This is a genomic window from Microbulbifer hainanensis (assembly GCF_014904735.1).
In the GTDB taxonomy this organism is placed as follows: domain Bacteria; phylum Pseudomonadota; class Gammaproteobacteria; order Pseudomonadales; family Cellvibrionaceae; genus Microbulbifer; species Microbulbifer hainanensis.
On the sequence record NZ_JACZCR010000041.1, the window covers coordinates 13063 to 37116 of the forward strand.

Here is a 24054-nt window from a genome sequence, read left to right on the forward strand (position 1 = left end):
CAGAGTGCACTTGCCTCGCCCTATCTACGGGATAAACCGTGGATTATGCCCTTCGACGTGAATCAGCGTTTTCGCTCATCCCCCGTACCTGTCGATCCATCGGCTGACCCCAGTCAAGTCGAAGTCTATGACTTCGCGTGGCGAACATTCATTGCACTTAACTGGCCCTATAAAGTTGGCGGGTTGCGTGGTGAACCGGATCCCTCCCAGCCGCTGGCACCCATATTGAACACCGATACCCCGGGCGATGTCGTCGTCTGGGAGACCTACATGTCGCCACAGACGGTATTCGTGCATCCGCAACAGTGGCCGGTCAGCTGGAACTTGCCGGACTTCACCGGGCTACAGCGCATAAGCAGGCCCCCGTGCTATACCCAGAGCTACGCCTACGGCAGACCATTCACACCGGGCATCAACCAGCCCTATACCAGTGCGAATGTGCCGACCGGTCCGGTTGTCGATCAAAACAGGAATTACCTCCGGGTCGAGGTGACTCAGAACCAGGCATATTTCGACTATATCAAGCAGTTCGAATACTACGATGCCGACAAGCAGGCCGAGGCCGTAAAAAAATATATCTGGTATGCCAACAAGCACAATGCCGCACCGCCCGCAGCCACTTCGCCGTCGGACAATGCCAGCCGGTTTCAGCCGCTGCCGAACGGCAACGAGTTTTACCTGGACAAGCTGCCGGATTATGCGCAACAGGGCATGACGGAAATAAAAGCAGCGTGGAAAGTACTGAAAACTGAGGGGGAAAATCCGGATATCCCCGGGAGATATTTCCGTCGCATCCTGCAGTTCCCACTGCCGGATGGTTCTCTCAGTGAGCCCACCCTGATGGGGCTGGTTGGATTCCATATCCACCGGGTGACGCCTTTCGGCCATTTGCCGTCCACCTTTGAGCAAGTCGACAACGTGCGTATTCGCAAGCGATTTGGCGATCCATTGCCGGTGCCCGCCCACCCCGCACTCAACCCCGGTGGCAAACACGGCCGACCAGCGCGATACCCCAATGGTTACGAGGTCAATGGAGAGGGCGGTGTCGCGGGCGTAATCCCGCTGCCCTACAAGGAGGGAGATCCGTGGATTCAGCAGGAAGAGCGGGAGATGGTCAATGTCTCCCGGGTGACGCGGATTCCGCCGGCCGTACAGATGGTGAATTTCAAATATCAGGCCCTATTGAAAGACAGCGTCTGGTCGTACTATCAGTTGATCGGTACCCAACAGAAGAACCTGAAAACGCCCAACTACCATCTGGGGCCAGGTATTCCCGGGCCGCAACGTTCCAATGTGCAGAATCTCGTCAATACGACACTAGAGACCTACACACAGAAAGGGTTTAGTTGTGCGCGCTGTCACCTGAACGCCTTTCCGCATGGAGTGGAAAGCTTTCCGCCCTACGAAAAGCGCTTTGAGGATCTGCACGTGATGAGTTTTCTCTTATTGAACGCGAAGTCCGGTAGCGACCCGGAAGAGACTTCAGAGTGCGGCATTTCCAATTGACGGAAGGGTGGGAGCGCGATTTCAGCCAACAGAGATATTGGCTAGATGGTTGGTGGTTGATAGTTGATGGTTAGCGGATCGTGAAATTGGGGCCTCGATCCACCGAGGCCCCGATTGATGCAATTTCAGCTCTACAGCCATCAAGGCAAGCTGTAGTAGCGTCTCAGTCTTTGAGGATTTCCCGCGCTGAGTTGTAACCGGGCACGCCGGTCACGCCGCCGCCCGGGTGGGTGCCGGACCCGCAGATATACAGGCCGGGAATTGGAGTGCGGTAGTCGCTATGCCCCATGAACGGCCGGTTGCACCACAGCTGGTCGAGCCCCAGGGCACCGTGGAAAATGTCGCCGCCCATCAATCCGAATTTGCGCTCCAGATCCAGCGGCGAGTGAATCTGCCGCGCTATCACAGAATCCCTGAAATTGGGGGCGTAGCGGGTGACGGTGTCAATGATGGTGTCCGCGGCCGCCTCGCGGTGATCGTCCCAGCTGGCACCGTCGGCCAGTTGCGGCGCAAACTGCTGGCAGAACAGGCTGGCGACGTGTTGTCCGGGCGGTGCCAGGGAGTCGTCAACGGTGGAGGGAATCAATATCTCCACAATGGGCTGCTTCGACCAGCCGAACTGCTTGGCATCCAGGTAGGCCTGCTCCAGGTAATCCATGCTGGGGCCGATCACAATTCCGGACTGGTGGTGTGGTTGCAGCTGGGTACCCGGCCGGCAGGTAAAGTCCGGCAGCTCGGAAAGCGCCACATTCATGCGGAAGGTGCCGGAGCCCACTTTGAAGCCGCGCACCCGCCGCTGGAACTCCTCGCTCAGGTGCTGCTGATCGATCAGTTGTGAGAACAGCAACTTGGGGCCCACGTTGGACACGACCTTGGCGGCTTTCAGCTGCTTGCCGTCGGCCAGGCGCACGCCGGCAGCTCTGCCGCCTTCCACCAAGACCTCGGCCACCTCGGCATCGGTGAGCACCTCGACGCCCAGCCGCTGGGCCTCCTTCAGCATCGCCTGGGTAATCGCGCCCATACCGCCAATGGCATGTCCCCAGGCCCCTTTCTCGCCATTCACCTCACCGAATACATGGTGGAGGAGTACATAGGCGGATCCCGGTGTGCTGGGCGCGCCGTAATTGCCGACAATCGAATCGAACGCAAAGGCGGCCTTGACGTGATCATTTTCGAACCAGGCGTCGAGTACGTCGGTAGCGCTCTTGGTGAACAAATCCAGCGCATCGCGACGCTGGGCCATGGTCAGCTTTTTCGCTCGCCAGCCGAAACTGCCGGCGCGCACCAGATCCGCCAAACCACCGCCCACATTCGGCGGGGTGCGCAACAGTTCTTCCCGCAACACGTCGGCCACGGTTTCCAGCATTGCGTAAAATTCCGGCAGTACCGCCGCATCCCTGGCTGAGAAGCGGGCGATCTCGGCTTGGGTCTCGGCGAATCCACGGTGGAACGACAGGCTTTCGCAGGCGGAGAGAGGAAAGAAATTCGACTGCGGCCGCAGTTTCACCTGCAGGCCGTGTTCGTGCAGGCGCAGGTCCTGGATGATTTTGGGGTTCAGCAAACTGACCGTGTAGCTGGCCACTGAATTGCGGAAACCGGGATGAAACTCCTCGGTGACTGCGGCACCGCCGACGATAGACCGTCGCTCCAGTACCGTAACTTTTTTGCCCTCCCTGGCCAGATAACAGGCGCAGACCAGTCCGTTGTGGCCGCCGCCGATAATGATTACGTCTTGCATAACTACTTTATTGTTGTAATAGGGAACTGCCCGATTCTGAAGCAGTTTCTCGCGGAATAAAAGGCTTCCGCAGTTCCACAGGGATTTGACCGGGGCGCTGCCAGCATTCACGTTCCGCAATACTGGCTAATAGGGGCGGGGCCGCCCGGATCAAGGGACGAACAACTGGAATCCCGGGTCTCGGGCCGGAATGAATGTGTCAGCCGCTGACCACGAACCACACAACGATCGTGAGGACCAGCGCAGCAAGCAGCAGGCCGAGGCCCTTGACCATCAGGGACTGTGGATATTCCGCTTCCTTGTGCAGCAGGGCGTAGGGCAGGCCGGTCAGGGGGCCGAGAAAGATTGAGGAAATTCCCCAAAGCCAGCGTTTGTTCCCCAGTGCGGTCAGTGCTGCCAGCCAGCCTCCAAACCAGAACAATGTCAGCCCAATGAACAACAGCATGATGAGTGGGATAAATGCCCACTGGTGGGCGAGATAGACTTCCATCAATTCTTTTACAGACATGAGTCCCTACCGGTCTCGCGAATCAATAAGTCGCAGTTTGAAGTGTGATTGATTTCAGGCGCCATTGTATATCGATGATCGCGGGAAATGCCCAGGCTTACCCGAAATCAGTCATGTTTATTCAGGGGTGATTCGGAAGCGGTCCGCTCAGTGGACAACCACTTTTTCGCGATTGCCGTCAGACAGCAGATACCTTTTGATATAGGGCTTGTGTGTGTAGAGGATGTCGCTGGGCAGGTCATCCTTGGAGAAAAACCGGTATTCCGCCACCTCCCCGTCGCGCAGCGTGATGTCGCGGCTCTTTAATTCTCCGCGAATCGCAATGTCGACCACGCGCGAATTGGGAATCTTGTGAACCTCGAGCACTTCAATGTTTTCCAGCCCAATGCCCAGTTCCTCGCGCAGTTCCCGCTGGGCAGACTGTTTAAAGGACTCGTTCTTGTTTACCCAGCCGCCGGGCAGGCCCCACTTGTCCTGATAGGAATGCTTGACCAGCAGCAGCTGTCCATTGTTTTCGACAAAATAGACCATGCCGATCAGGAACTTGTCACTGACCGCATAGGAGATGTCCCAGCGGATGTCCGGGGGCAGAATCTTGTAGAGGCTGTATTTCAGGCTCGGGAAAAGAACAAAGGCGCTTGCCGAAAGCAGGGCGAAAAGCAGAAGACCTTTAAAAACTTTCTTGAGACTACGCATTCAGAACACGGCTTTAAAAGTGTACCGGCTGATAGTGGCATTTTGTACAAAGTGATGGAAGTCCTTCGTCACCAAATTGACCGCCCAGAGGGAACGCCTCTACCCGAAGTGCCATCGGCTGCGCCACGAGGTCTTTTTCCGCGCCACTTGGGGCTGTCTCAGGGGAATCCCGGTGTTGACCCGCTCGGTGATCGATCCAGGGAGCGGACAAAGGGCTCTTATTTAGCCAATAGTTATGATGTATATGAAGATGTCCACTTATAGGCTAGGGCTATCATGCCGAGTTAAAAAATCCATTTAACCGTGCGGGAGCACTGCCTTAGTCTTCGGTGTCATGAAAGAACAAGCCGGGAGGCCACCGTGAAAACCATCGCATCCATATTGAAGAAACCCGCAGCCAGCAGAGCCGATAAGCCAGCCGCTGGAAACCCAGCGGCTGGAACCGAATGCAATTACGCCGACAACTACTACGGAGACCAGGTGTGCGTACTGCGCCGCGCCGGCCGTTGAGCCGCTCGATCTACTGATCGTTGAAGTGCAGAGGGCAGGCCTGCTTATGCAGTGTCTGTTTTTGTCTGCAGCGCCTCGCGTATGGCGTCGGCGCGGATGGGCAGCTCGCGCATGCGAACCCCCACCGCGGCGAAAATAGCGTTGGCAACCGCCGGGGCAACCACAGTCGTGGCGGGTTCGCCGAGGCCGACGGCCGTTTCCGTACTGTCGATAAACGCAATTTCGATTTCCGGAATATCGCGCATGCGCAGCGGTGTATAGGTATTGAGGTTGGTATCGACGACGCCGCCATTTTCGAAGTGGGTGCCCTCGTGCAGCGCCATGCTTAGGCCCCACAGGGAAGCCCCTTCCACCTGGGCGCGGGCACCGTCCGGATGCACGATGGTACCGGCGTCGGTGACCAGCGTGAGCTTTTCCACTGTCGGGCGGCCGGTCTCGCGATCGACGTGAACCCTGGCCACGCAGGCTGTCCAGGTAGGCATGTTGCGCTCCTGTCCGTAGGAGGTGGACACGCCCAGCCCGGTGTCTGTGGGCATCTGGCTGCCCCATCCGGACATTTCGCGCACCCGCCGCAGCACATTGGCCTGCCGTGCGGCACCGCCCACGGAATTGGGCGCGGAGCCCGCGTTTTTGCCCACGGCTTTCAGTCGTGACAGGCGGAACTCGACCGGGTCCTGTCCCGCCTTGTGGGCCGCCTCGTCCATTGCGCTTTCCAGTGCCCAGTTTACCCAGCCGGATCCAACGGAACGGAGCCAGCCCGGGCGGAAGGTGGCATTGGCCAGGTCGTTGGAGATGGCCCTGAGGCGATTGCTGCCGACGCTGTACCAGTGCAATGCGCCCTGAATGGCGAAGGGGTCGTACTTGCCACCGGATATGCCGTCCGCGAGGAAAGAGGGCGCCATCACCTGGGTGGGCCAGCCGGCCGCGGCATGGTGCTCCATACCGGTGACTTCGCCCTCGGCATTGAATGCGAAGCGGACGCGTTGTGCCGACGGCGAGCGCAGCGAGTCGAAACGCATGTCGTCCTCTCGGGTCAGCACCATTTTGACCGGGCGACCCAGTGCCTTTGCCGCCAGCGCGGCGGGAACGGTGTAGTCGCCGTTCAGTCGCCGCCCGAAGCCGCCGCCGAGCATATAGGTGCGCAAGACGACCTTGTCTTCGGAAACACCGAGGGCCTTGGCGAGTACCGGCAGGATCAGGGATTGCCACTGGTTGCCGGTATGGATCTCCCAGCGGCCATCTTTCTCCAGTGCCAGCGCATTGACCGGTTCCAGCTGGAAATGCAGCACGCCGTGGGTAATGTATTCCTGCTGCAGAATGCTTTCGGCCTCGGTAAAGGCTTTTGTCACGTTGCCGTCATCCACCACCACAACACCGGTTTCCGGCTTGTCGATGAGCGCAAAACCGTGATCGATCAGCGCCTGCTCATCCACGTTGGCCGTATCTCCCGGCGTCCAGTCCACCTTGATTTGGTCTACCGCGGTGGTGGCGGCGTGGAAGCTGTCGGCAATCACCATGGCCCAGCCCTGGACGGTTTCCGTCGGGTCTTCCAGCTGGATCGTCTGCAGGTAGCCGGGGATTTTGCGGGCGGCGCTGTCGTCGATTTTACCGATGGTAGAGCCGTAGCGGGTGGGCGGTATGATCGGCCGAGCGTAGACCATGCCGTCCACTTTGGCGTCCAGCCCATACAGCGCCTCGCCGTTGGTTTTGCTGGGGATGTCCAGCGCGCGGGTATCCTTGCCGATGGCCCGGCGCTCGGAGGCCGGTTTGATCGGCATTTTTTTCAGCTCTTCGTCACTGAAACTGCGGCTGATTTGTCCGTCACTGACGAGCTCGGCGTAACTGATCGATTTGTCACCGGCAATCACCCGACTGTTGCGGGCCTTGCACTGGTCGGCAGGTACGCCCAGGCGTTTGGCGGCTTCCTCGATCAGGGCAATCCGCCCCGCGGCACCGGCGTGGCTCAGCGGCGTGAAACTCTGCCATACCGACCAGCTGCCACCGGTCACCATGTAACCCCACTTCGGGTCGCTGTCGACATAGCGCAGGGATACCTTGTCCCAGTCGGCTTCCAGTTCGTCGGTTACGATGCGGGCGAGGGCTGTGCCAATGTGCTGACCCATCTCCGCCCTGGTGATGTTGACGATAATGCTTCCGTCCTTGTTCACCTGAAACCAGATCGTGGGTTCGAAAGCACCCTCGGCCACTGCCGTCGTGGGATCGGCCAAGCTGAGGGGCGAGCGCGTGAACGCCAGGGTCAGGCCAACACTGGTCATACCGATGATAAACCCGCGGCGGCTGAGCGAGAGGGGCTCGTCTGTCGTTGGGGCGGTTTTGTCCGTGAGAAACTTAAGCATGGCCATTTCCTCCCGCCGCCCCTTCGGCGGCGTCCGCCTGCATATTGCCAGCGGCTATCTTGATCGCCTCGCGGATGCGTAGATAAGCCATACAGCGGCACAGGTTTCCGCTCATTATCTGGTCGATCTGGTCATCGGTGGGATTGGGGAATTCCCGTAACATGGCGGCGGCCTGCATGATCTGTCCGGGCTGGCAATAGCCGCACTGGGGCGTCTGCGCTTCGACCCAGGCCTGCTGAAGCGGGTGATTGCCACCTTGAGTCAGCCCCTCGATGGTCGTGACAGCGGTTCCGGCAATGCTGCCCACGGGAGTAATGCACGAGCGTGTCGCGCGGCCGTTGATGTGTACGGTGCAGGCGCCGCACATTCCGATACCGCATCCGAATTTGGTGCCCGTCAGTCCGACGTCGTCGCGGATTACCCAGAGCAGCGGTGTGTCTTCCGGCACATCTACTGTTGTGGCCTTCCCGTTGATCTGAAATTGAATCGGCATGTGTGCTCCCGCCCCGCAGGGGATCTGGAAATAGGGATCCGGTTAATTCTGCAACTGTCGCAGGTCCTTGAGACGCTCATGGACATCGCTCCAGGGCGGACGACCCGCGCGGCTGCGCAGGAATTCCGCCAGGTTCGCAATGTCGTCGTCGCTGAATGTCGCGAAGGCCGGCATGACAATGCCCGGTGTACCCTCGTTGGCGGCCACGCCCTGCAGGGTTACTCGCAGCAGATTACTGGGATCGTCAGCGGTGACGGCGCTGTTGAGGCTCAACTCCGCCCGCAGTGCCCGCGGATTTTCCGGTGCATTGAAGTGACAGGCAGCGCAGGCGGAAATATAGAGTTCTTCACCGCGGCTGCGATTGGTCGCCACGCGCTGGTGCGCGGCTTCTATCAGTTTGGCTGCCTCGTTTTTTTCTCCGCCGACTGTGCTCTGTCCGCCCAGCGTGGCCAGGTAAGCGGCCATTGCGCGGATATCTTTATCGGGCGCCACCTTTAGCCCCTTGTGTACTACCTCTCCCATGGAGCCGACGGCAGTCCCCTGGTAATCACTCTGGCCGGTGCGCAGATAGGCATACAGGCTTTTCTCGTCCCAGTGCACCGGAACCGGCTGGCTGGCATCGAGGGCCGGTGCATACCAGTTATCGACCAGGGCGCCGGCGTAGGCTTTGTCTTTCTTTTCCGCACCGAACGCATTGCGTGGGGAGTGGCAGGCAGTGCAATGCCCCAGGCCTTCGGCCAGGTAGGCGCCTCGATTCCACTCGGCGCTGCGTTCGGGGTCCGGCTGTAGCGGCTCGTCATCGAAAAACAGCAACTGCCAGCCCCACTGGAGAAAGCGCAGATTGAAGGGAAAGCGGAGTTCATTCTCCGGAGGCTCTTGAGCAATTGGTTCCAGGCTCATCAGGTAGGCGTAGAGCGCGTCCAGATCCTCATCGGTAATGTTCTTGAAGTGGGTATAGGGAAAGGCCGGGTAGAGATAGGAGCCGTCCGCAGCCACACCCTTGCGCATCGCACGTATGAAGGCTTCCCGCGACCAGTCGCCGATGCCGGTTTCCTTGTCCGGCGTGATATTCGCGGAGTAGAGGGTGCCGAAATCCGTAGGGAAATCGAGACCGCCGGCATAGGGCTTATCGAGGCTGGCCGTATGGCAGGTGGCGCAATTGCCAATGCCGGCCAGGATTCTGCCGTGTTCTACCTGCTCCGGAGTCGATGTGGGGGTGACATTGTCTTCGCTGGCATCCAGCGGGGTCTGCCAAATCGCGAGGCAAAGCCACCCGGTGAGAATGGCCAGGATTGTAATTGTTAGCGATTTAACCACTGCGGGAACTCCCTGGGCTAAGACGGAACAGGATTCCGCAAGAATTATTGGGTGAACGCAAATGGCCGACCCCGGTAGAGCAGGGGGCAAATACGCGGCCGGATACCGACTTGAACGGGCCAGCAAATGGAGCGGAATCCACGTCACGTTATAGCACTTACCGTGCAGGACAGAGCACAGTGGGAAAAAAGTGTGGGATAAAGGGCGCCAGAAACCTCTACTTATTGTAGAAACGGGAGGATCCGCAATGAGATGGGTTGATTTAATCGCCGGTCGGTAGGTGATATGGGCCTTGCGGCCAAAAGCGTGAAAAGGCGCGCCAGTGGTATGGAGCTGGTATTTAGAGGACAGGGCGCATATATTCGCACACAGCCCTGTCCACGCGATTAGCGATCATTCAAGCCCTTGCCGTCGAGGATCTTTTGCATATGTTTCTCGATCCTGGAAGTGCGGGTTCTTGACTGCTTGGCAGCGGAAAAATAGAGCAGATAGCCTCTCTGGCGCCCGGGCGTCAGATTGAAGAAGGCGTCCTTGAAATCCGGGCTTTCTGCCATCTTGATCTGCAGCTCTTCCGGAATCTCGAAATCACTGGTTTCCTTGAATTCCACCTTCAAGCCGGCCTTTTCCACCTCGGCAGCCTCTTGCAGGTATGCTTTCAGGGTCTTTTCCAGCTGGCCGATTTCCTGTGTGCTCCTGAACGGAATACGGCGGGCCGACTGTGTGTTTTCGCCTGGCTTTTCCAGAATGCCCGCGGGATCCTTCAACAGTGCTCCCTTGGGAAACAAAATCGCACAGAAATCCTTGAATCCCTGCAATATCGCGATATTGCTGTTCTGTGACGTGTAGCAGGGTTTGCCCCATTTCAATTCTTCGGTCAGCTGGCAGCCCAGTGCGATTGCTCTCAGCATCTTGAGCTCGCCTTGCCATTTTCCGGACTTGTCCAGAAATCTATCGATATTGGGGTTTCTGTTATCCATTGTTTGACTACCAAAAATACGTTTATGTGTAGGACTTATGGTCAAATATCCTGCCAGGTATTTATCTGGTCGCGCAAGACTGTCTCGCCGGTTCTCGGATCTGTGAGTGTTACATTTTCAAGCGCTTGAATATGCCATACTTTATTCTTTTTCGTCAGGACAGCAAGGATCACGGTGTCGATCTCATGTGGCCCGATTGGGTGAGCAGTGCCTGCTTTTAAACGACTCCAAAAATGTAGGATTACCACTCCTTCAGAAACGGGTTTGATATCAATCAGCTCATTCTCAAGCGTGGAATCACTATATATCGTTTTATGAATCGGATCGTGGAGAGCGACTATCTCATCAATTCCTTGAACATAGTGCCCAAAACGGTTCACGAAGGTGGCATCGTCATCGAATAGGCTACCGAGCGCTTTAATGTCGTGTGCATTCCAGGCTGCCTGGAATAAAACAGGCACATCTTCAGGTTTATTTATAGTGGTCATAATCCTGCGACCTAAATGTATCTTTAAAAAGTGACAGTATCGCAGAGTGCGATTGCTGTAAGTTATTACGCTTTATTGCCTTTGACTCGAATAAAGTAGACTGCTGTGGCGCCGATGGCGCATATCGAAGAAAACAGTAAGAAAAAAGCGCTCAAACCATAAACGCTAAAAAAGTTATTGAGCTTTGGTTTTAATGTCGGGCCAACCAATATAACTTTTACGTGGTCTCCTATGAAATAGGATTGTGGCCTGGTAGAAAGCTTTGACTTAAACCTCTTGGTCTCTGCAGTAGGTGAGTTGTACTCAATGATAGGCGTGTGGAGGCCGTCAGCCCCGGGAACACTATCGACTACGATGCCATCCACAATTGGGTTTTGCGTGACCTGTCTATGCGAATACGAAAATGAGACAAAAAATAAGGTAAGTGCAACCAGGATCATCATTATGGCAATGGCCAAATGCACTTTGGGCCTGGGGCTCCAGCTCCAACTCCACCGCGATACAAACATGTTTAATCCTTATAGTCGCGTAATTCTTGCTGGTGGTAATTATGCATTACGACGTGCGCTGGGGCAGGTTACTTTACGTAGCTTTGTGTGAGAGTGCTAGCGTAGAGAGACGCACAAAGACGCACCAAAAAACACAAAGGAGCATAAAGTAAACTATCCCTCAGTGACGTCAGGTTGGGTGGCATGCTGCTTCGCAGAGCCTGGGTGTGTTCATTGGCCAGCAGGTGCTTGCCATAACTCGACCTTGTTCCCCTCGGGATCGATGACCCAGGCAAACTTGCCGTACTCAGAATCATCGATCTTGTCGAGGACATTGCATCCTTCCGTTTTGAGTGCCGCGACCACAGCGCGAAGGTCTTCAACGCGGTAGTTGACCATGAATGAGGCTCTGCTTGGAGCAAACTGGTCATTTTCCTCCGGGCCAATGGACCAGACTGTCGTTCCGTCTGTGGGCTGGCCATCCGAGTCGGTCCAGGTGAATGCGGTACCGCCCCATTCCTGAACATCGATACCGAGATGGCGCTTGTACCAAGCCTGCAGAGCAGGTGCATCCTTAGCCTTAAAGAAAATGCCGCCGATGCCGGTGACTCGCTTCATGTGAACCTCCAATGTCCCGTGTTTGATATGACGGTTGTCCTGCAGGGAATGGTTACCGTTACCCAGTATTGGTAACCAACTGCGGTCGCTTTATGGCTTGTTTTTAGGCGGTCTCGGCGTGGTCTGTGAAGAAGCTAGCTTCCATCCCTGTTCAGTTTTAACTGCCGATAACCCCTGGGTCATTTCAACGTTTTTTGATCCCAGCGCTAATCCGATTACTTGCGAGATAAATGCAACACTCCCATTTTCACGCACTGTTACATTGGTAATGGTGTAGGGTGGTGACATAACCTTCTTTTCAGGTGCGTAAAATTCCAGGAATGCCGAACGTTCGTCTACTTCACCTTTGGGGGAAATTTCTACAAATTGGGGAGTCGTAATTTGTGCAAGTGAATCTTGGTCAAAAGTGAATTGTGCCTTTACGTAGTTTGCAGCAAGCAATTTGATCTCTTCAGAGTCAGGGCTTTCCTTCGCAAAGGTTTGTAGGCTAAAAAGAATGCAACCAAAAGCCATTGTTATACGTACGACGGATTTCATATAAGCCTCTTTCAGGTTAGGCAAGAATGGAGTTTCCTGTGATCAATAAGTTCTTATAGTTGTGTCGACAGTTATTACCAGACAGTAACCGTTATATCGTGGTGCTAACGGTCATAAATTATCTGATACTTGCAGATAAAAGTGACGTCAGAATGTCCATAATCGCCCGTGCCGTCAAGATCATTAATCGGGTGATACATTTGTACTAATTCTTTGTGTGGATCGCCACAGCGTATACCTTCGTTTCTTCGTCCTCGCCTTATGTAATTTTTTGGATTTGCTCATCAGTCACACGAATTTCAATCGCAGTGGCCGAATTATTTAGATTAATCTGGTCGTTATTTATCTGGTGTAAATAAATAATCAATTTGAACTTATGTGGAGAGTGATCTTTGAAGCTATTCCCGTGCCGTTCCAGGGGGAGGGCGGTGCGCTTTATGGACGCGTCTGCATGCGTTTATGAGTGCACTGGCCGTGATGGATTAGGGGGTGCGGAAGAGGGCGAGCTGCCACAACGTTCTGTCTTTTTGCATCCAGGTTCTTGTCCGCCGATAACGACCTTCTGAACATAGAGGAGTCATTGGGTCATAGTGGTGTCAACAAGGTGATGATTTGCATCCATGCGACCGAGGTATGTGAGCTGGCAGGGGGGGCTGACGGGCTGAAATACCACGCATAAGGGCCCGGCAGGGATTCGGAGGGGGTAGCCGTATCACGCTGGTCGGCGTAAATTGCCGGGTCGCCTATATCTGGTTGTTTTTCGATCAACCTCCTCGTCGGACGCCACCGGTTTGGCAGGCTCAAATCGGTTTCGTTTTCGCCCAAGTCAAGACTGCACTTTTATTTTTAACTCATTAGAATGCGCGGCTTTTTAGCCTTTTCAGAGCAGTCTGAATCGGCGGTCACTGGCGTGTTGTTTGAGGTTGTATGATTGTATTTACTCTTGTAAATGAGGCGACGGACGATGTCTGGGTAGGCACTGCGCGTGAGGATGTGTCACCAGAGGCCCGATTCAAACAATTTCAGGACGCGCTTGAGCTTGGTATCGACCATCCGTTCTATCGGGACCTAAAGTCATTTGGCCCTGAGGCCTTTGAGGTGAGCCTGTTCGCAGTTGCCGAGGATCCCACAGAGCTGAAGATGCTCGTGGAAGAGGCGCTGGAGACTTACGGTGGTAAAAGTCTTGCGGGGATCAGAACGGTCCGGCCCGGCACCACCAAGGCCTCCCTGGCTCCAAAGCCCAAGTCCCGATCCGCAGCAGTGAAGACGGCTTCTGCGTCGGTCAATTCGCGGGTGCCGGCCAAACCGGTCAAGGAAAAGTTGGCGAGTGGTCGTACCGGCAGTGCCGCCAAAGAGAGGAAGATCAAGGAGGCCATTGAGGCTGAAAAGGCGGCCATCGCCGCCGCCAAAGCAAAGCGGGCGGCGGAAGAGGCTGCTGAAATGAAGGCGATCCTGGCGGGGCTGGATGCTCGGGGTTCAACCCTGGGAAAGCGTTGACTTGAAGCGTCAAGCGTACCCATTCGCTCATTTAATTAGACTATTGCTCGTGTTCGCTCAATAGTTTATCGGTTGCCCTGTCGCCTTCGCGAAACCAAACGTCAACTAGGTTCTACTGCCACTGTCATGTCGCTCAAAAGAGCAGTCTGGCAGTTGCCCCAGTTGTTGCCATTCCAAGAGGGCGGATCAGCCTGAAACTGATCCGCCGGCAGGGTAGGCCGAAGCGAGGCATGGGCCATCCTGCGGTGCTCTCGATAGACGTTAGGGTAATCTACCTGCGCTTGGTTTGTTCTGGCATTTTAGATGTGCCCCACTGTTTATACCATTGTAGGTGGTGCTCATATCTGGCTCCACTGTAAGAACATATTCAGCCGCACCTTCCTCTCTCGGCATCTCTCCCGAAGGCACCCAAGTGCCAGATAGTTCCGCTTTCTGAAGCGTAGTTGCGCTAACAATTGCCGGCAAAGCTATCAAAAACGTAAGTATCACTATCACTCGGAGCATGAATTACCTTTAACGCTTCCGACATGCACTTGTCGCGTGCTCGGCCTTGTTAGGCTCCTTCAACCCTAACGGCACTGCTGGTCAATAGTTTCTTCGAAATCAGGAAACTCATTGTTTGCTCTCCCAAGAATCTCTCTAGCGCTTCCCTCACAGGAGAGAGCATACTTTTCTGCGAATTCCAAGAAATCAGGATTCCTTGGGCGCTCTAGTTGAGGGTACGTCACTGCTTCATATGGCCCTATGCCGTTTGCAAACAGCCAAACATAGTCTTTGAAATTTTTAGCCACCACTCCGGTCCGGGAGGCGGGCGATTGTTTCATCCTCGAACAGGAGTCCCGTCCGTCCCGTATGCCAAAGGCCATGCCGGGACGGCAGGCGCATGACGGCGCTCACAGCTCGCCGTTGTTGTGCTGCTCGACCTTGCTGTGGCGCATGCCGTAGCCGAAGTAGATCACGAAGCCGATCGCCATCCAGATGATGAAGCGCAGGATGGTGACCATATCCAGGCCGCCGATCGGGGCGAAATGCCCGTCCTTGAACCACGGCCAGCCGATGATCAGGAACAGCGAGAACACGATGCCCAGCGGTGCCAGCAGCCACAGCACCGGTGTGCGGAAGCGGCGCGGAATGTCCGGTCGCTTGATGCGCAGGATCAGCACCGAGGCGCAGATCAGGATGAACGCCGACAGGGTGCCGATGTTGACCAGCTCGGCCAGCTCGCGGATCGGCAGGAAACCGGCCGCCAGGGCGGTGAAGATGCCCAGCAGCATGGTCGGGCGGTACGGCGTGCCGTGCACCGGGTGGCTCTTGGCGAACCAGCCCGGCAGCAGGCCGTCGCGCGCCAGGGCGAACCAGATGCGCGCCGCACCCAGCATGAATGCGAACACCACGCTGGCAATACCGCACACGGCCGCGATATTGATGATGGCGCCGATCCAGTGCAGGCCGCGGGCCTCGAAGACCGCGCTGACCGGGGCCTGGCTGGCCAGGATCATCTGGTCGCAGTGGCCGGCGGCCTGGTTCGGGTCCATGCAGCCGTTGTAGGGCACCATGCCGGTCAGCACCAGCGAGATCGCCAGGTACATCACCATGGAAATGGTCAGCGAGAGCACCACGGCCAGCGGCAGGTCGCGCTGCGGGTTATTGGCCTCCTCGGCCGCGGTGGTCAGGGTGTCGTAGCCGAACACCGCGAAGAACACGATGCTGGCCGCGACCAGCACGCCGTTCCAGCCGTAGCGGGTCCCGCCAGTGGCCACCGCGTCATGCACTTCGTGTGGAATGAACGGCGTCCAGTTGGACGCGTGCACGTAGAACGCGCCGGCGACGATGACGATGATCACGCCGATCACCTTCATGGTGACGACGATGGTGTTCAGCTTGGCGCCGATCTCGGTGCGCATGATCTGCACCCAGGCGATGCCCAGGGCCACGATCATCGCGATCAGGTTGACCGCGTGCCCGCTGTCCGGGTGCGCCGGATCATAGGCGCCCTGCAGCCATACCGGCAGGTGCAGGCCGGTGATCTGGGTAATCAGCGATTGGAGGTAGTTGGACGTGCCCGCCGCGACCACGCCGACGATCAGCGCGTACTCCACCAGCAGGTCCCAGCCGATGATCCAGGCGGGCAACTCGCCCAGCACGGCGTAGCCGTAGGTGTAAGCGCTGCCGGTGACCGGGATCATGCCGGCGAATTCGGCGTAGGAAAGCGCCGCACAGGCACTGCCGATGCCGGCGACGAGGAAGCTGATGATGATGGCCGGCCCGGCATTGAGCGCGGCCTCGTTGGGCGCCAGCACGAACACGCCGACTCCGACGATGGCGCCGATGCCGATGGCGGTGAGCTGCCACACGCCCATGGTGCGACGGAAATCGGTGCTGACGCCTGCGTCCGCCTGCAGCTGTTCGACCGACTTGCGTCGGATCAGTCTCGACCAGAATCCCATACATTACCCCTTGCTATAAGAATGTATTTGATATCCTTCTGGTTTATCGCTATTTAAAAAATTTCCTTCTTCGGTGATTCTCCTAACGCCCAAAGCAGCGGCGCGCGTTAGCGCGTCCAGCCAGAAGGGCGATGCTGCCTTTGCTTGTCATAAATTTCACCGCCCACTGAACCTACCTGAGTTGGATATCTCGTTAACTCTAGCAGGTAAAGCCTCCAAAATACCGAGCTTAGCTAACACAAAAGTAAGAACTAACAGGCCAACAGAGAGCCATCGCAGAAACCCTGGCGTCACCGCCGAATAATCTCTGATGTACTTTTCATTTGGGTAAAGTTTCTCTACCTCTTCGTCAGACAGCTTCTTGCTCTTCTTTTTATTCATGGCGATTATAATGCCGCGCTCTGTTGCGAATTTGGAGCACAGCGGAAAATTTGTCCGACAGCAGCGTTTTGTTAGGCATCTTCTGGCCCGATGTAAAGCAAAACTGAAGGGCCTCCGTTACTTTGCCTTCGGTGCTTGCAGAAACCCTTTGATCATCGGCACCAACCAATCGATCCGCGTCGTCACTTTCATGTGATCTGTATCGGGAAGCACGGCGAGCTGAGCGTGCTGGAGGAGCCGGAATGTTTCTACGGCGTGTTCCGGGCGTATGACGTCGGCGTCGCCGACAACAACCAGCGTCGGCGCGGAAACGCTGCGGATCGCATCAGTTGGAATGTCCTTAAATTCCAGCACACGTCGCGCGGCTTTGTCGTGAAATAGCGGTAGATTCTCTGGGTGAGGCGCAACCTTGAGGTATTCTACTTGCAGCTCCTGTGGCATGTTTTCTAACTTGGCATTAGCCATCGCGTCCCAGAGCCACGGATACGCGCTATCGCGCTTGAGAAGGGTCGAAGCCAGTACTAGCTTGCGCACGAGCTTTGGATGCCTAATCGCCACCTGTAACGCGATGGTACCACCGTTGCTGAAACCGAAGAGATCGGCTTTTTCAATATGCAGGTAGTCCAACAGTGCGGCAGTGTCGTCGGCCGACTGCTCGAAGCTGAATGGCCGCTCTATGATGTCTGCGGTATGTCCATAGCCCTGCTGTTCGAACGCAATGATCTGCCGGGAGCGGGATAGTTCTGGCAGGATGTGACCAAACGACGTATTGATTGTATCGCCACCGCCGTGTAGCAGCACTAGAGGCGGCTGCGCTGAGTTCTTGATGCCGTGGATCTCGAAGTAAATTCGCAGACCGTTGATAGGGGCGTAGCCTGTCTGAACTGCTTTTTGGTTCTGATTCATTGCTAATTGCTCCGCATTCTGTGCTGCTATTGGCGCAACGCGCCCGAAAGTTAATATTGCTACTGTTGTGGTTAAATGCAGAAGCTGCATGACGATTCTTTTATTCATGGTGAAATCTTCTCGAAAGAATATACAAGGATGAAAAGGCCGGTCGATCTTGATCGGCCAGCCCTTAGCCCTCTATATAGTCGTACGAGAAATTTCGAAATCGACATCGGTTGTGAATTTTTTGGGGACTCGGATGCCTAACGCCGGAACTGAGGCGACCCGCGAAGCGGGTTCGCCTTGAATGAATAGTTGGGCCGCTGCGCCATGGAGTAGTTGCAACGGCTTTTTGGCGCTATCTGATGCAACTCCAGGGGCCGAGGCAATAGCCGTAATGAGTGACTCCTGGGAAAATACTCATCTCCGTAGACCACCCGATAGTTGCTCGCGATCCAATGCGGCGTAATCTGGCTCGAAAGAACCGAACAGGTTGCGTGCGCCGCGTCAATTGCATCGCACGACCAGAAGTTGTGATCATCCGACGGCTGAGAGGACCAGTCTGTTTTCGACTCGAACCTATCATCTTGGATCCAGGTCGCGATCCAGCATGCAGTCGATAAACGCCTTCAATATTGACTGTGGGTGCCGCGCGCGCGGGTAATAAAGAAACAGGCCGGGCAACGTTGGCGACCAGTCCTTGAGCAAACGTATTAGCCGACCTTCCTTGATCCACTGGTAGATTCGGTTGTCAAAGGTGTAGGCGATGCCGAGGCCTTGTAGCGCGCCCTCCAGAATCACTTCCTGATCGTTACTGATCAGCGGTCCGGTAACACCCATCTCGACATTCTTGCCGCCCTTGGCGAAGGCCCACCGGTACATCTCACCGCTGCCCGGGTAGCGAAAGTTAATGCATTGGTGGTCAAGTAAATCGGCCGGCTCGTTCGGTACCCCATGACGCGATAGGTAGTCCGGCGAGGCGACCGCCAGCATTTCGAAGTCCGGCATCAGGGGCCTAGCGATAACGTCCTTTTCCAGCCGCTCGCCAATTCGAATGCCGGCGTCGAAATGCCCAGCGACAATATCGCTCAAGCCTTCGTCGATGACCAGTTCGAGTTCGATGTCTGGATATTGCAGATGGAATCGCCCTAGCCGCGGCGCAATGAAACGTACGGCGGCGAAACGAGGCGTGTTGATGCGCAAGCGCCCAGCAACGCGTCCGCTTGACGAGACGGCATCAGCAACGGCCGCGTCCATCGCGCGCATCATGGGTGCGATTCGTTCGTAGAGCTGTTCGCCCGTGGACGTCGGTGCCACGCTGCGAGTGTTCCGGTTGAGCAATCGAACCCCCAACCGCTGTTCTAGGCGGCGAATGGTCTGGCTGAGCGCTGAGGCCGAAAGACCCAAATGGTCTGCGGCACGGGCAAAGCTCGCGCGTTCCACTACCGCGGCAAAGGCTTTTAGCTCTGCGTATTCGGCACCACGCATTATGCACTGTTTCCTTAATAGTCTATTTAGATAATAGATGATTCTCTTAATAGAGGCCAGGGCGTAGCTTGTAGTCACCGGCGCAACTGGGCGCCAACCTCAACGGAGAATCCCATGTCCAAGGTCTGGTTAATCACTGGCAGTGCGAGCGGCCTGGGCCGCCACATTGCAGAAGCCGTGCTCGCCTCAGGTGACCAACTGGTGGCGACCGCCCGCGACCCAAGTCGCTTACAGGGTCTTGTTGATCGCTACGGAAATCGTGTCCGTCCCACGACACTTGACGTAACGGATTCGGCAGCGGCTCGACAGGCCGTCGACGTTGCCCTCAACACGTTCGGCCGTCTGGACGTAGTAGTGAACAATGCCGGATACGGTGACGTGGCACCGTTCGAACAAGTTTCCGAGCAAGACTTTCAGGCGCTGATCGATACGTGCTTTTACGGCGTCGTCCATATGACGCGTGCGGCGTTGCCTGCCATGCGCAATCAACGAAGCGGTCACATCTTTCAGATTTCATCGCTGGGAGGACGCATGGCCACTCCTGGCAGCGCCGCCTACCATGCCGCGAAGTGGGCCGTAGGCGGTTTTACCGAAGCGCTGGCCCAGGAGGTTGCCCCCTTCGGCGTCAAGGTGTGCGCCCTGGAGCCGGGGGCAATGCGCACCAACTGGGGTACCCGCGCGACGCAAAACATTCCGTCTCTACTTCCGGACTACGAGCCGTCGGTGGGTGCGTTTGTGACCCTGCTTTCGTCACTGTGGGGCCAGGAAACCAGTGATCCGACCAAGGTTGCCCAGCTCGTCCTGCGCCTGGCCACGCGGGATCGGCTCCCCGCACACCTGCTGTTGGGCAGTGACGCCGTTCAGATGAGCGAGCAGGTCGACCAGGCGCGCAGCAGTGAGGCGGCCAGTTGGCGCGAGGTCAGTATGTCGACAGATGCGACCAACATGGGGCCGACACCGCCCATGCCTACCTAATCTCTCGACAGCGTAAGCGTTGCGCAACCTTTTTCCATGGCGGGAGCAACGCTGTGAGTTCGGTAGTTAGCGATTGTCCGCTTCCGACCAGAAGCGGACTTTCATCGTGATCAATTACCATGGCTGGGAGATCCTGTTGTCTTGGCGTGACTGGTCAGAATCGTCGGTGCAACCAAACAGGTCAATCAATGCTTCTAGAACCGCGCGTTACGACCATTGCCCTGCTTGTGAAAGCGCTTCCGTCAGGGCGTCGATTAGAGGAAAAACGGACGAATTGTATGTGCCGGCGTGGTTGTTGCCAGCGGCCTCAAGAATAAGTGTGTACGCACGATTACTTGCCTCGGCATCTTGAGCCGATCGAAAGGCTTCGATAGCGCGAAAGACAGGGTCCGTCTTGCGATTTCCGGTATTCAATTTGCGGCCTAACGCTTTGCTCAGCGAGAGAGAAAAGCAAAGCTTTTCTTGATCCGTTGCAGCAATTTGTTAAGAGCCCCCTCACTGCGCCCAAGGGATCTCTCGACTTCTAATAGTTTGAACTGAATCTTTGGGATGTCTCTCATGTTCTTATAATGCTCAAGGACAACTTTGCCAGCCTCAATGGCTTTCCGTTTCAAGCCGAGCTCCTGGTATATGTCGTAGGCCACCATGCACTCACTTGATCTGAGGTTGTCTGCGTATAGCTCTACACTGGCACTGGGCGAAAAAAATGGAAATATTACGCCTTCAAGACTCTTTCGTAATCGGCCTATCTTGTTGCGTAATCCCTCGGCACCCTTAAATGTAATATCTTTTGGATGATTCGAGAGGCTTCCGCCGGTAAAGTAGCTGTATAGATACGCGCCTTCCGGGGGCGAACCCTTATCTGGACGCTCTTGCTGCCTTGAAACACCCAAGAAAACCCTAAAACTCTCACCGTCAAAGTCCAAGGAAATCATTGAGGTGAGGCCGCTCGAATGATTCTTAAAATAACAAAGATCGCGATATAGAAACCCCCTCTCCATGAGGGGTGGATCTAGTTCAGCCTTTACGATCTCCTCAGTGGTATTCATGCCTGACTCTTAACGCCAAGTTGACCGGCACATACTGCGGAGAGAGTTTTTGTGTAAAAATGGAGCGGAGCGACATACACAAAAACGAGTGAAGCAGTATGTGTCCGCGTGGAGCTTTTTGTTAGGCATTACCCGCTAAACCCATATTGCTCTACTTGTTTATCTACCCATTCTTCCAAGCTAGGGTGTGCAGACAGTAATTTTTGATGAAGCTCTTCGGGGTTGCCTTCTAGTGCACCGTAAACACTCTCAATTTCTTTTTGCAGTTTCATTCGATCGATCGCATCTGGATCATTTTCTTCGTCAGCAGCGAACCAGCCACCAAAGCCGAAATCATAACCAGCACCCAAATACCGCGCAAACTCCTTAACACTTATAGCAACATTGTAGAGCTCACCTTCGGAACCAAAAAATACAACTGGGGGCTCTCCCGTTAACTCTGGGTAATACCATAGGCAATATGATGAGCCGGTGCCATCTTGACCAAATTTAATGATTTTGTATTTTTCTTTCTTCCACTTATCGCCATCAAACCAGTATTTCGTTTCCGACGCGCCATCTTCTTCGGATGGTTTCTGTAGCTCAAGATCTATGGGCCAACCTAAAACACCTTTGTCCTGAAGCTCAAGAAGTAAAGAAATTGCTTTAGCCGAATTAGTATCCATATATTTTATTCTTGGTTTTGCCTAACGCCCGCAACAGGGGCGACCAACGCTATGCACATTTTGTGCGAAACCGGGAGCGCAGCGACCCGCACAAAATGTGCATAGCGTTGGGCGTCCCGCGGAGGCCCGAAGGGCCGGAGTAAACTGCTTGCGCATGTTAGCATATCTACCCCTCCGCCTCTTTTGTGATGAGAATTTTATATTTGTTAATTTCCTCGCGGTACCATTCGCGCAATTTACTAGAATACAGGGCACCTATAGCAGACGTATAATAGGACAAAAATTGGCTTTGAGCTTTAATAAACTTTCGCCCCGTAGACGATTCTAGAAATTCTATTACCTCAACTAGCTCTTCGTTGCTAAATTCTTTAGAAAGTGGTGCATAATATAAATCGTTTATAAGTGATTTTTCAGGTATTTATTTTTTCAACCGCCGTAAGAAATCTAATTTTATCTTTGGTGTATATTTTGATATCGCCACTTCATAGGCCAATATCTTTTCTTCTGGATATCCGGCCATAGTCATATTTTTTCTACCGAAATCAGATATTTTAGAGGACGTAAACTCTGTAATGTATTCATACGTCCCTAGTTCATGGTTATACATACCACTTGCTTTCAAATATCTAACAACAGTTGAATACTCTAATGGCGAAGCATCGGCTGAACAAGAAACCACCAAAATCGCGATGATTATGAATTTATTCATATGCAGACATCCTAATGTTAACGCTCGGTTTAGGGGCGGCTGAAGCGTAGCGTAAGCCGTCCTAGCCGCGTTCTTTTGCGGCGCTTACAACCGCTTGTTATGCATTTACTCTAGTAGCTTCTGTACATACTTCAGACAGGACCCAGACTCATACTGTGCCGCCACCTCAAAGTCTTTGATTGAATCACGATATGCAGGGAACTGAAAAATGGCTTTATCATCAAGTATTCTGTAAGAAACTGGTATCCAGAAACTAGCGACTTCGCCTTCTGTAAGGAACATAGCTACTAAGGGGATTCCAGATACAGATGCAGGGACTTCCACCTTGAATAAATCCATTTCTTCATGCTGAGTGGCCGTATTAGAGGAATGCCCCTCTATCTGAATGTTCATTTCTATTTCGGCCGTTTCTTGCTCTTCTGAACAATTTGAAAAAGCCAAGTTGTTGAAAATGAGAAAAGCTATCGTAGAAAAAATTTTATTCATGCTGATTATCTAGTTCTGATGCATAACTCCGCCAGCAGGGGCGGCCTACTTTGTGCGCTATGTTGCGCGATAATGGGAGCGTAGCGACCCGCGCAACAAAGTGCAAAAAGTAGGACGTCCCGCGGAGGGTCGAAGGCCAGAAGCTTTACTGTCTGGCATTGTTATGTTCATTTTCAGAGTACCTAAATCCCAAAAAAATGAGTACAAAAGTTAGAATTAAAAATGGAATAGTCGAAACTATATACCAAGTTGGCAATATAGACATCTCAGCGAAACTAAGATATGCAACAAACAGGCTAGCAACTACATGAATAAATATTAGACTTACGCAAAAGTTTTTTGCTTGCCACCTTACATATTTGCCGATGACACAACCGGAGAAAAAACTGAATAGTAGGCCGCAAAAATGGTAAGCATAAGCAGCGCTATATATCGGGCCTAAAGCAGAAATATCATCAGCGCTCAATCCATTTGATTTCCAATAGTACAGATGTGCGTAATCAACCAAAATCGTCCCGAAAATTTTCCCCACATACAGCACTATGAGCGCCAACACGAACACTAAAAATGATCTAATCACAGCTTACTACCTATACAGAACATAACGCCGTAAATAACCTGACCGTTTTTTGTGAGCACAGCGAACGAAAAATGTGTCAGGTTGATTTACATCGTTATGTGCGACGAATTCATACCGACCTACCACCTTCAGAGAATTGTTCAAGCGCCTCAATAGCATGGGATGCATAAACTACGCTGGTACCACCACCCATGAGTATTGCTACGCCTAGTGCGTCGGTAACCTCCTCCTTCGTTGCCCCTGCTTCAAGCGCATCATAGACATGGTGTGCAATGCAGTCGTCGCAACGTGCGGAAACACTGATAGCCAGAGCAATGAGCTATTTTGTCTTGCTATCGAGTGCTCCGGGAGCCACAGCTGCTGTTCGAAGTCCCCAAAACGCCTTCATTAAAGCAGGTTGAGAGGACGAAAGAGAGCGAGAATTTTTCTGAAATTTCTGTAATCTGCTGGGGTACGAATTGGCTTGTGTACTTTGGTTGCTCATGGTTTATGCCTCCTTGTGTTCTCCTAGATTTGCGACTCAGGAATACAAGCGCCTGTCCAGCTTGCCCTCAGTTTACAAATCAATACTATATATAGTAGCTCAAGAGTTTGCTCCATAAATTTCACATAACGCCAAAAGCACAGGAAAAATGGTGGCGGAGCGAAGCGCAGCC

23 protein-coding genes are annotated in these 24054 nt (G+C 54.5%); 4 read left to right on the forward strand and 19 right to left on the reverse strand.

Annotated features, from left to right (window positions below):
* The first annotated feature begins 183 nt into the window (after positions 1 to 183).
* Complete coding sequence (locus IG168_RS16180) at positions 184 to 1506, forward strand: hypothetical protein (RefSeq protein WP_193165524.1); 1323 nt, start codon at positions 184 to 186, stop codon at positions 1504 to 1506.
* A 163-nt stretch (positions 1507 to 1669) separates the two neighbouring features.
* On the opposite strand, the gene IG168_RS16185 is transcribed toward IG168_RS16180, so the two are convergent.
* The 3 genes from IG168_RS16185 to IG168_RS16195 form a co-directional block, all read right to left on the reverse strand.
* Entirely contained in the window at positions 1670 to 3244 is a 1575-nt protein-coding gene (locus tag IG168_RS16185; protein ID WP_193165526.1) for a phytoene desaturase family protein, read from the reverse strand.
* Positions 3245 to 3443: 199 nt separating this feature from the next.
* Entirely contained in the window at positions 3444 to 3752 is a 309-nt protein-coding gene (locus IG168_RS16190; protein WP_193165527.1) for a hypothetical protein, read from the reverse strand.
* Between the two features lie 147 nt (positions 3753 to 3899).
* Positions 3900 to 4448 carry an NUDIX hydrolase gene (locus tag IG168_RS16195; RefSeq protein WP_193165529.1) on the reverse strand — a complete coding sequence of 183 codons (549 nt, stop codon included), beginning with the start codon at positions 4446 to 4448 and terminating at the stop codon, positions 3900 to 3902.
* 360 nt (positions 4449 to 4808) lie between these two features.
* Between IG168_RS16195 and IG168_RS16200 the strand changes: the two genes are divergently transcribed.
* Entirely contained in the window at positions 4809 to 4958 is a 150-nt protein-coding gene (locus tag IG168_RS16200; protein WP_193165531.1) for a hypothetical protein, read from the forward strand.
* A gap of 44 nt (positions 4959 to 5002) precedes the next feature.
* Here IG168_RS16200 and IG168_RS16205 read toward each other — a convergent pair whose 3' ends face one another.
* The 7 genes from IG168_RS16205 to IG168_RS16235 form a co-directional block, all read right to left on the reverse strand.
* Positions 5003 to 7315: a xanthine dehydrogenase family protein molybdopterin-binding subunit gene (locus tag IG168_RS16205; protein ID WP_193165533.1), complete on the reverse strand. Its 2313-nt coding sequence runs from the start codon at positions 7313 to 7315 to the stop codon at positions 5003 to 5005.
* The gene (locus IG168_RS16210; protein ID WP_193165535.1) at positions 7308 to 7808 is read right to left on the reverse strand and encodes a (2Fe-2S)-binding protein; all 501 of its coding nucleotides are present in this window, start codon (positions 7806 to 7808) and stop codon (positions 7308 to 7310) included. The genes IG168_RS16205 and IG168_RS16210 overlap by 8 nt, the downstream gene beginning before the upstream one ends.
* A 42-nt stretch (positions 7809 to 7850) precedes the next feature.
* Entirely contained in the window at positions 7851 to 9125 is a 1275-nt protein-coding gene (locus IG168_RS16215; protein ID WP_193165537.1) for a cytochrome c, read from the reverse strand.
* Between the two features lie 386 nt (positions 9126 to 9511).
* Positions 9512 to 10102 (reverse strand): YdeI/OmpD-associated family protein, encoded by a 591-nt coding sequence (locus IG168_RS16220; protein ID WP_193165539.1) that lies wholly within the window; start codon positions 10100 to 10102, stop codon positions 9512 to 9514.
* Between the two features lie 41 nt (positions 10103 to 10143).
* A complete protein-coding gene (locus IG168_RS16225; protein WP_193165541.1) occupies positions 10144 to 10590 on the reverse strand; it encodes an SgcJ/EcaC family oxidoreductase in 447 nt (148 codons plus the stop codon).
* A gap of 719 nt (positions 10591 to 11309) precedes the next feature.
* On the reverse strand, positions 11310 to 11696 hold the full coding sequence (locus IG168_RS16230) for a VOC family protein (protein WP_193165543.1): 387 nt from the start codon (positions 11694 to 11696) through the stop codon (positions 11310 to 11312).
* 90 nt (positions 11697 to 11786) lie between these two features.
* Positions 11787 to 12233 (reverse strand): nuclear transport factor 2 family protein, encoded by a 447-nt coding sequence (locus tag IG168_RS16235; RefSeq protein ID WP_193165545.1) that lies wholly within the window; start codon positions 12231 to 12233, stop codon positions 11787 to 11789.
* 927 nt (positions 12234 to 13160) lie between these two features.
* On the opposite strand from IG168_RS16235, the gene IG168_RS16240 reads away from it, so the two are divergent.
* Positions 13161 to 13730 (forward strand): GIY-YIG nuclease family protein, encoded by a 570-nt coding sequence (locus tag IG168_RS16240; protein WP_193165547.1) that lies wholly within the window; start codon positions 13161 to 13163, stop codon positions 13728 to 13730.
* An 893-nt stretch (positions 13731 to 14623) separates the two neighbouring features.
* Here the strand turns inward: IG168_RS16240 and IG168_RS16245 are convergent.
* From IG168_RS16245 to IG168_RS16255, 3 genes are all read right to left on the reverse strand, one after another.
* Positions 14624 to 16177 (reverse strand): amino acid permease, encoded by a 1554-nt coding sequence (locus IG168_RS16245; protein ID WP_193165549.1) that lies wholly within the window; start codon positions 16175 to 16177, stop codon positions 14624 to 14626.
* Positions 16178 to 16675: 498 nt separating this feature from the next.
* Complete coding sequence (locus tag IG168_RS16250; RefSeq protein WP_226877060.1) at positions 16676 to 17572, reverse strand: alpha/beta fold hydrolase; 897 nt, start codon at positions 17570 to 17572, stop codon at positions 16676 to 16678.
* Between the two features lie 456 nt (positions 17573 to 18028).
* Positions 18029 to 18934 carry a LysR family transcriptional regulator gene (locus IG168_RS16255; RefSeq protein WP_193165551.1) on the reverse strand — a complete coding sequence of 302 codons (906 nt, stop codon included), beginning with the start codon at positions 18932 to 18934 and terminating at the stop codon, positions 18029 to 18031.
* Between the two features lie 114 nt (positions 18935 to 19048).
* On the opposite strand from IG168_RS16255, the gene IG168_RS16260 reads away from it, so the two are divergent.
* On the forward strand, positions 19049 to 19909 hold the full coding sequence (locus IG168_RS16260) for an SDR family NAD(P)-dependent oxidoreductase (RefSeq protein ID WP_193165553.1): 861 nt from the start codon (positions 19049 to 19051) through the stop codon (positions 19907 to 19909).
* 434 nt (positions 19910 to 20343) lie between these two features.
* Here IG168_RS16260 and IG168_RS16265 read toward each other — a convergent pair whose 3' ends face one another.
* The 6 genes from IG168_RS16265 to IG168_RS21020 all read right to left on the reverse strand — a co-directional run bounded on the left by IG168_RS16265 (position 20344) and on the right by IG168_RS21020 (position 23714).
* On the reverse strand, positions 20344 to 20958 hold the full coding sequence (locus tag IG168_RS16265) for a hypothetical protein (RefSeq protein ID WP_193165555.1): 615 nt from the start codon (positions 20956 to 20958) through the stop codon (positions 20344 to 20346).
* 128 nt (positions 20959 to 21086) lie between these two features.
* Entirely contained in the window at positions 21087 to 21623 is a 537-nt protein-coding gene (locus IG168_RS16270) for a hypothetical protein (RefSeq protein ID WP_193165557.1), read from the reverse strand.
* A gap of 166 nt (positions 21624 to 21789) precedes the next feature.
* Entirely contained in the window at positions 21790 to 22041 is a 252-nt protein-coding gene (locus IG168_RS21015) for a DUF2059 domain-containing protein (protein WP_193165567.1), read from the reverse strand.
* Positions 22042 to 22332 carry a hypothetical protein gene (locus IG168_RS16280; RefSeq protein WP_193165559.1) on the reverse strand — a complete coding sequence of 97 codons (291 nt, stop codon included), beginning with the start codon at positions 22330 to 22332 and terminating at the stop codon, positions 22042 to 22044. It lies immediately after the preceding gene.
* 105 nt (positions 22333 to 22437) lie between these two features.
* Positions 22438 to 22818 (reverse strand): hypothetical protein, encoded by a 381-nt coding sequence (locus tag IG168_RS16285; protein WP_193165561.1) that lies wholly within the window; start codon positions 22816 to 22818, stop codon positions 22438 to 22440.
* 689 nt (positions 22819 to 23507) lie between these two features.
* Positions 23508 to 23714: a carboxymuconolactone decarboxylase family protein gene (locus IG168_RS21020; protein ID WP_404932005.1), complete on the reverse strand. Its 207-nt coding sequence runs from the start codon at positions 23712 to 23714 to the stop codon at positions 23508 to 23510.
* Positions 23715 to 24054 lie beyond the last annotated feature (340 nt).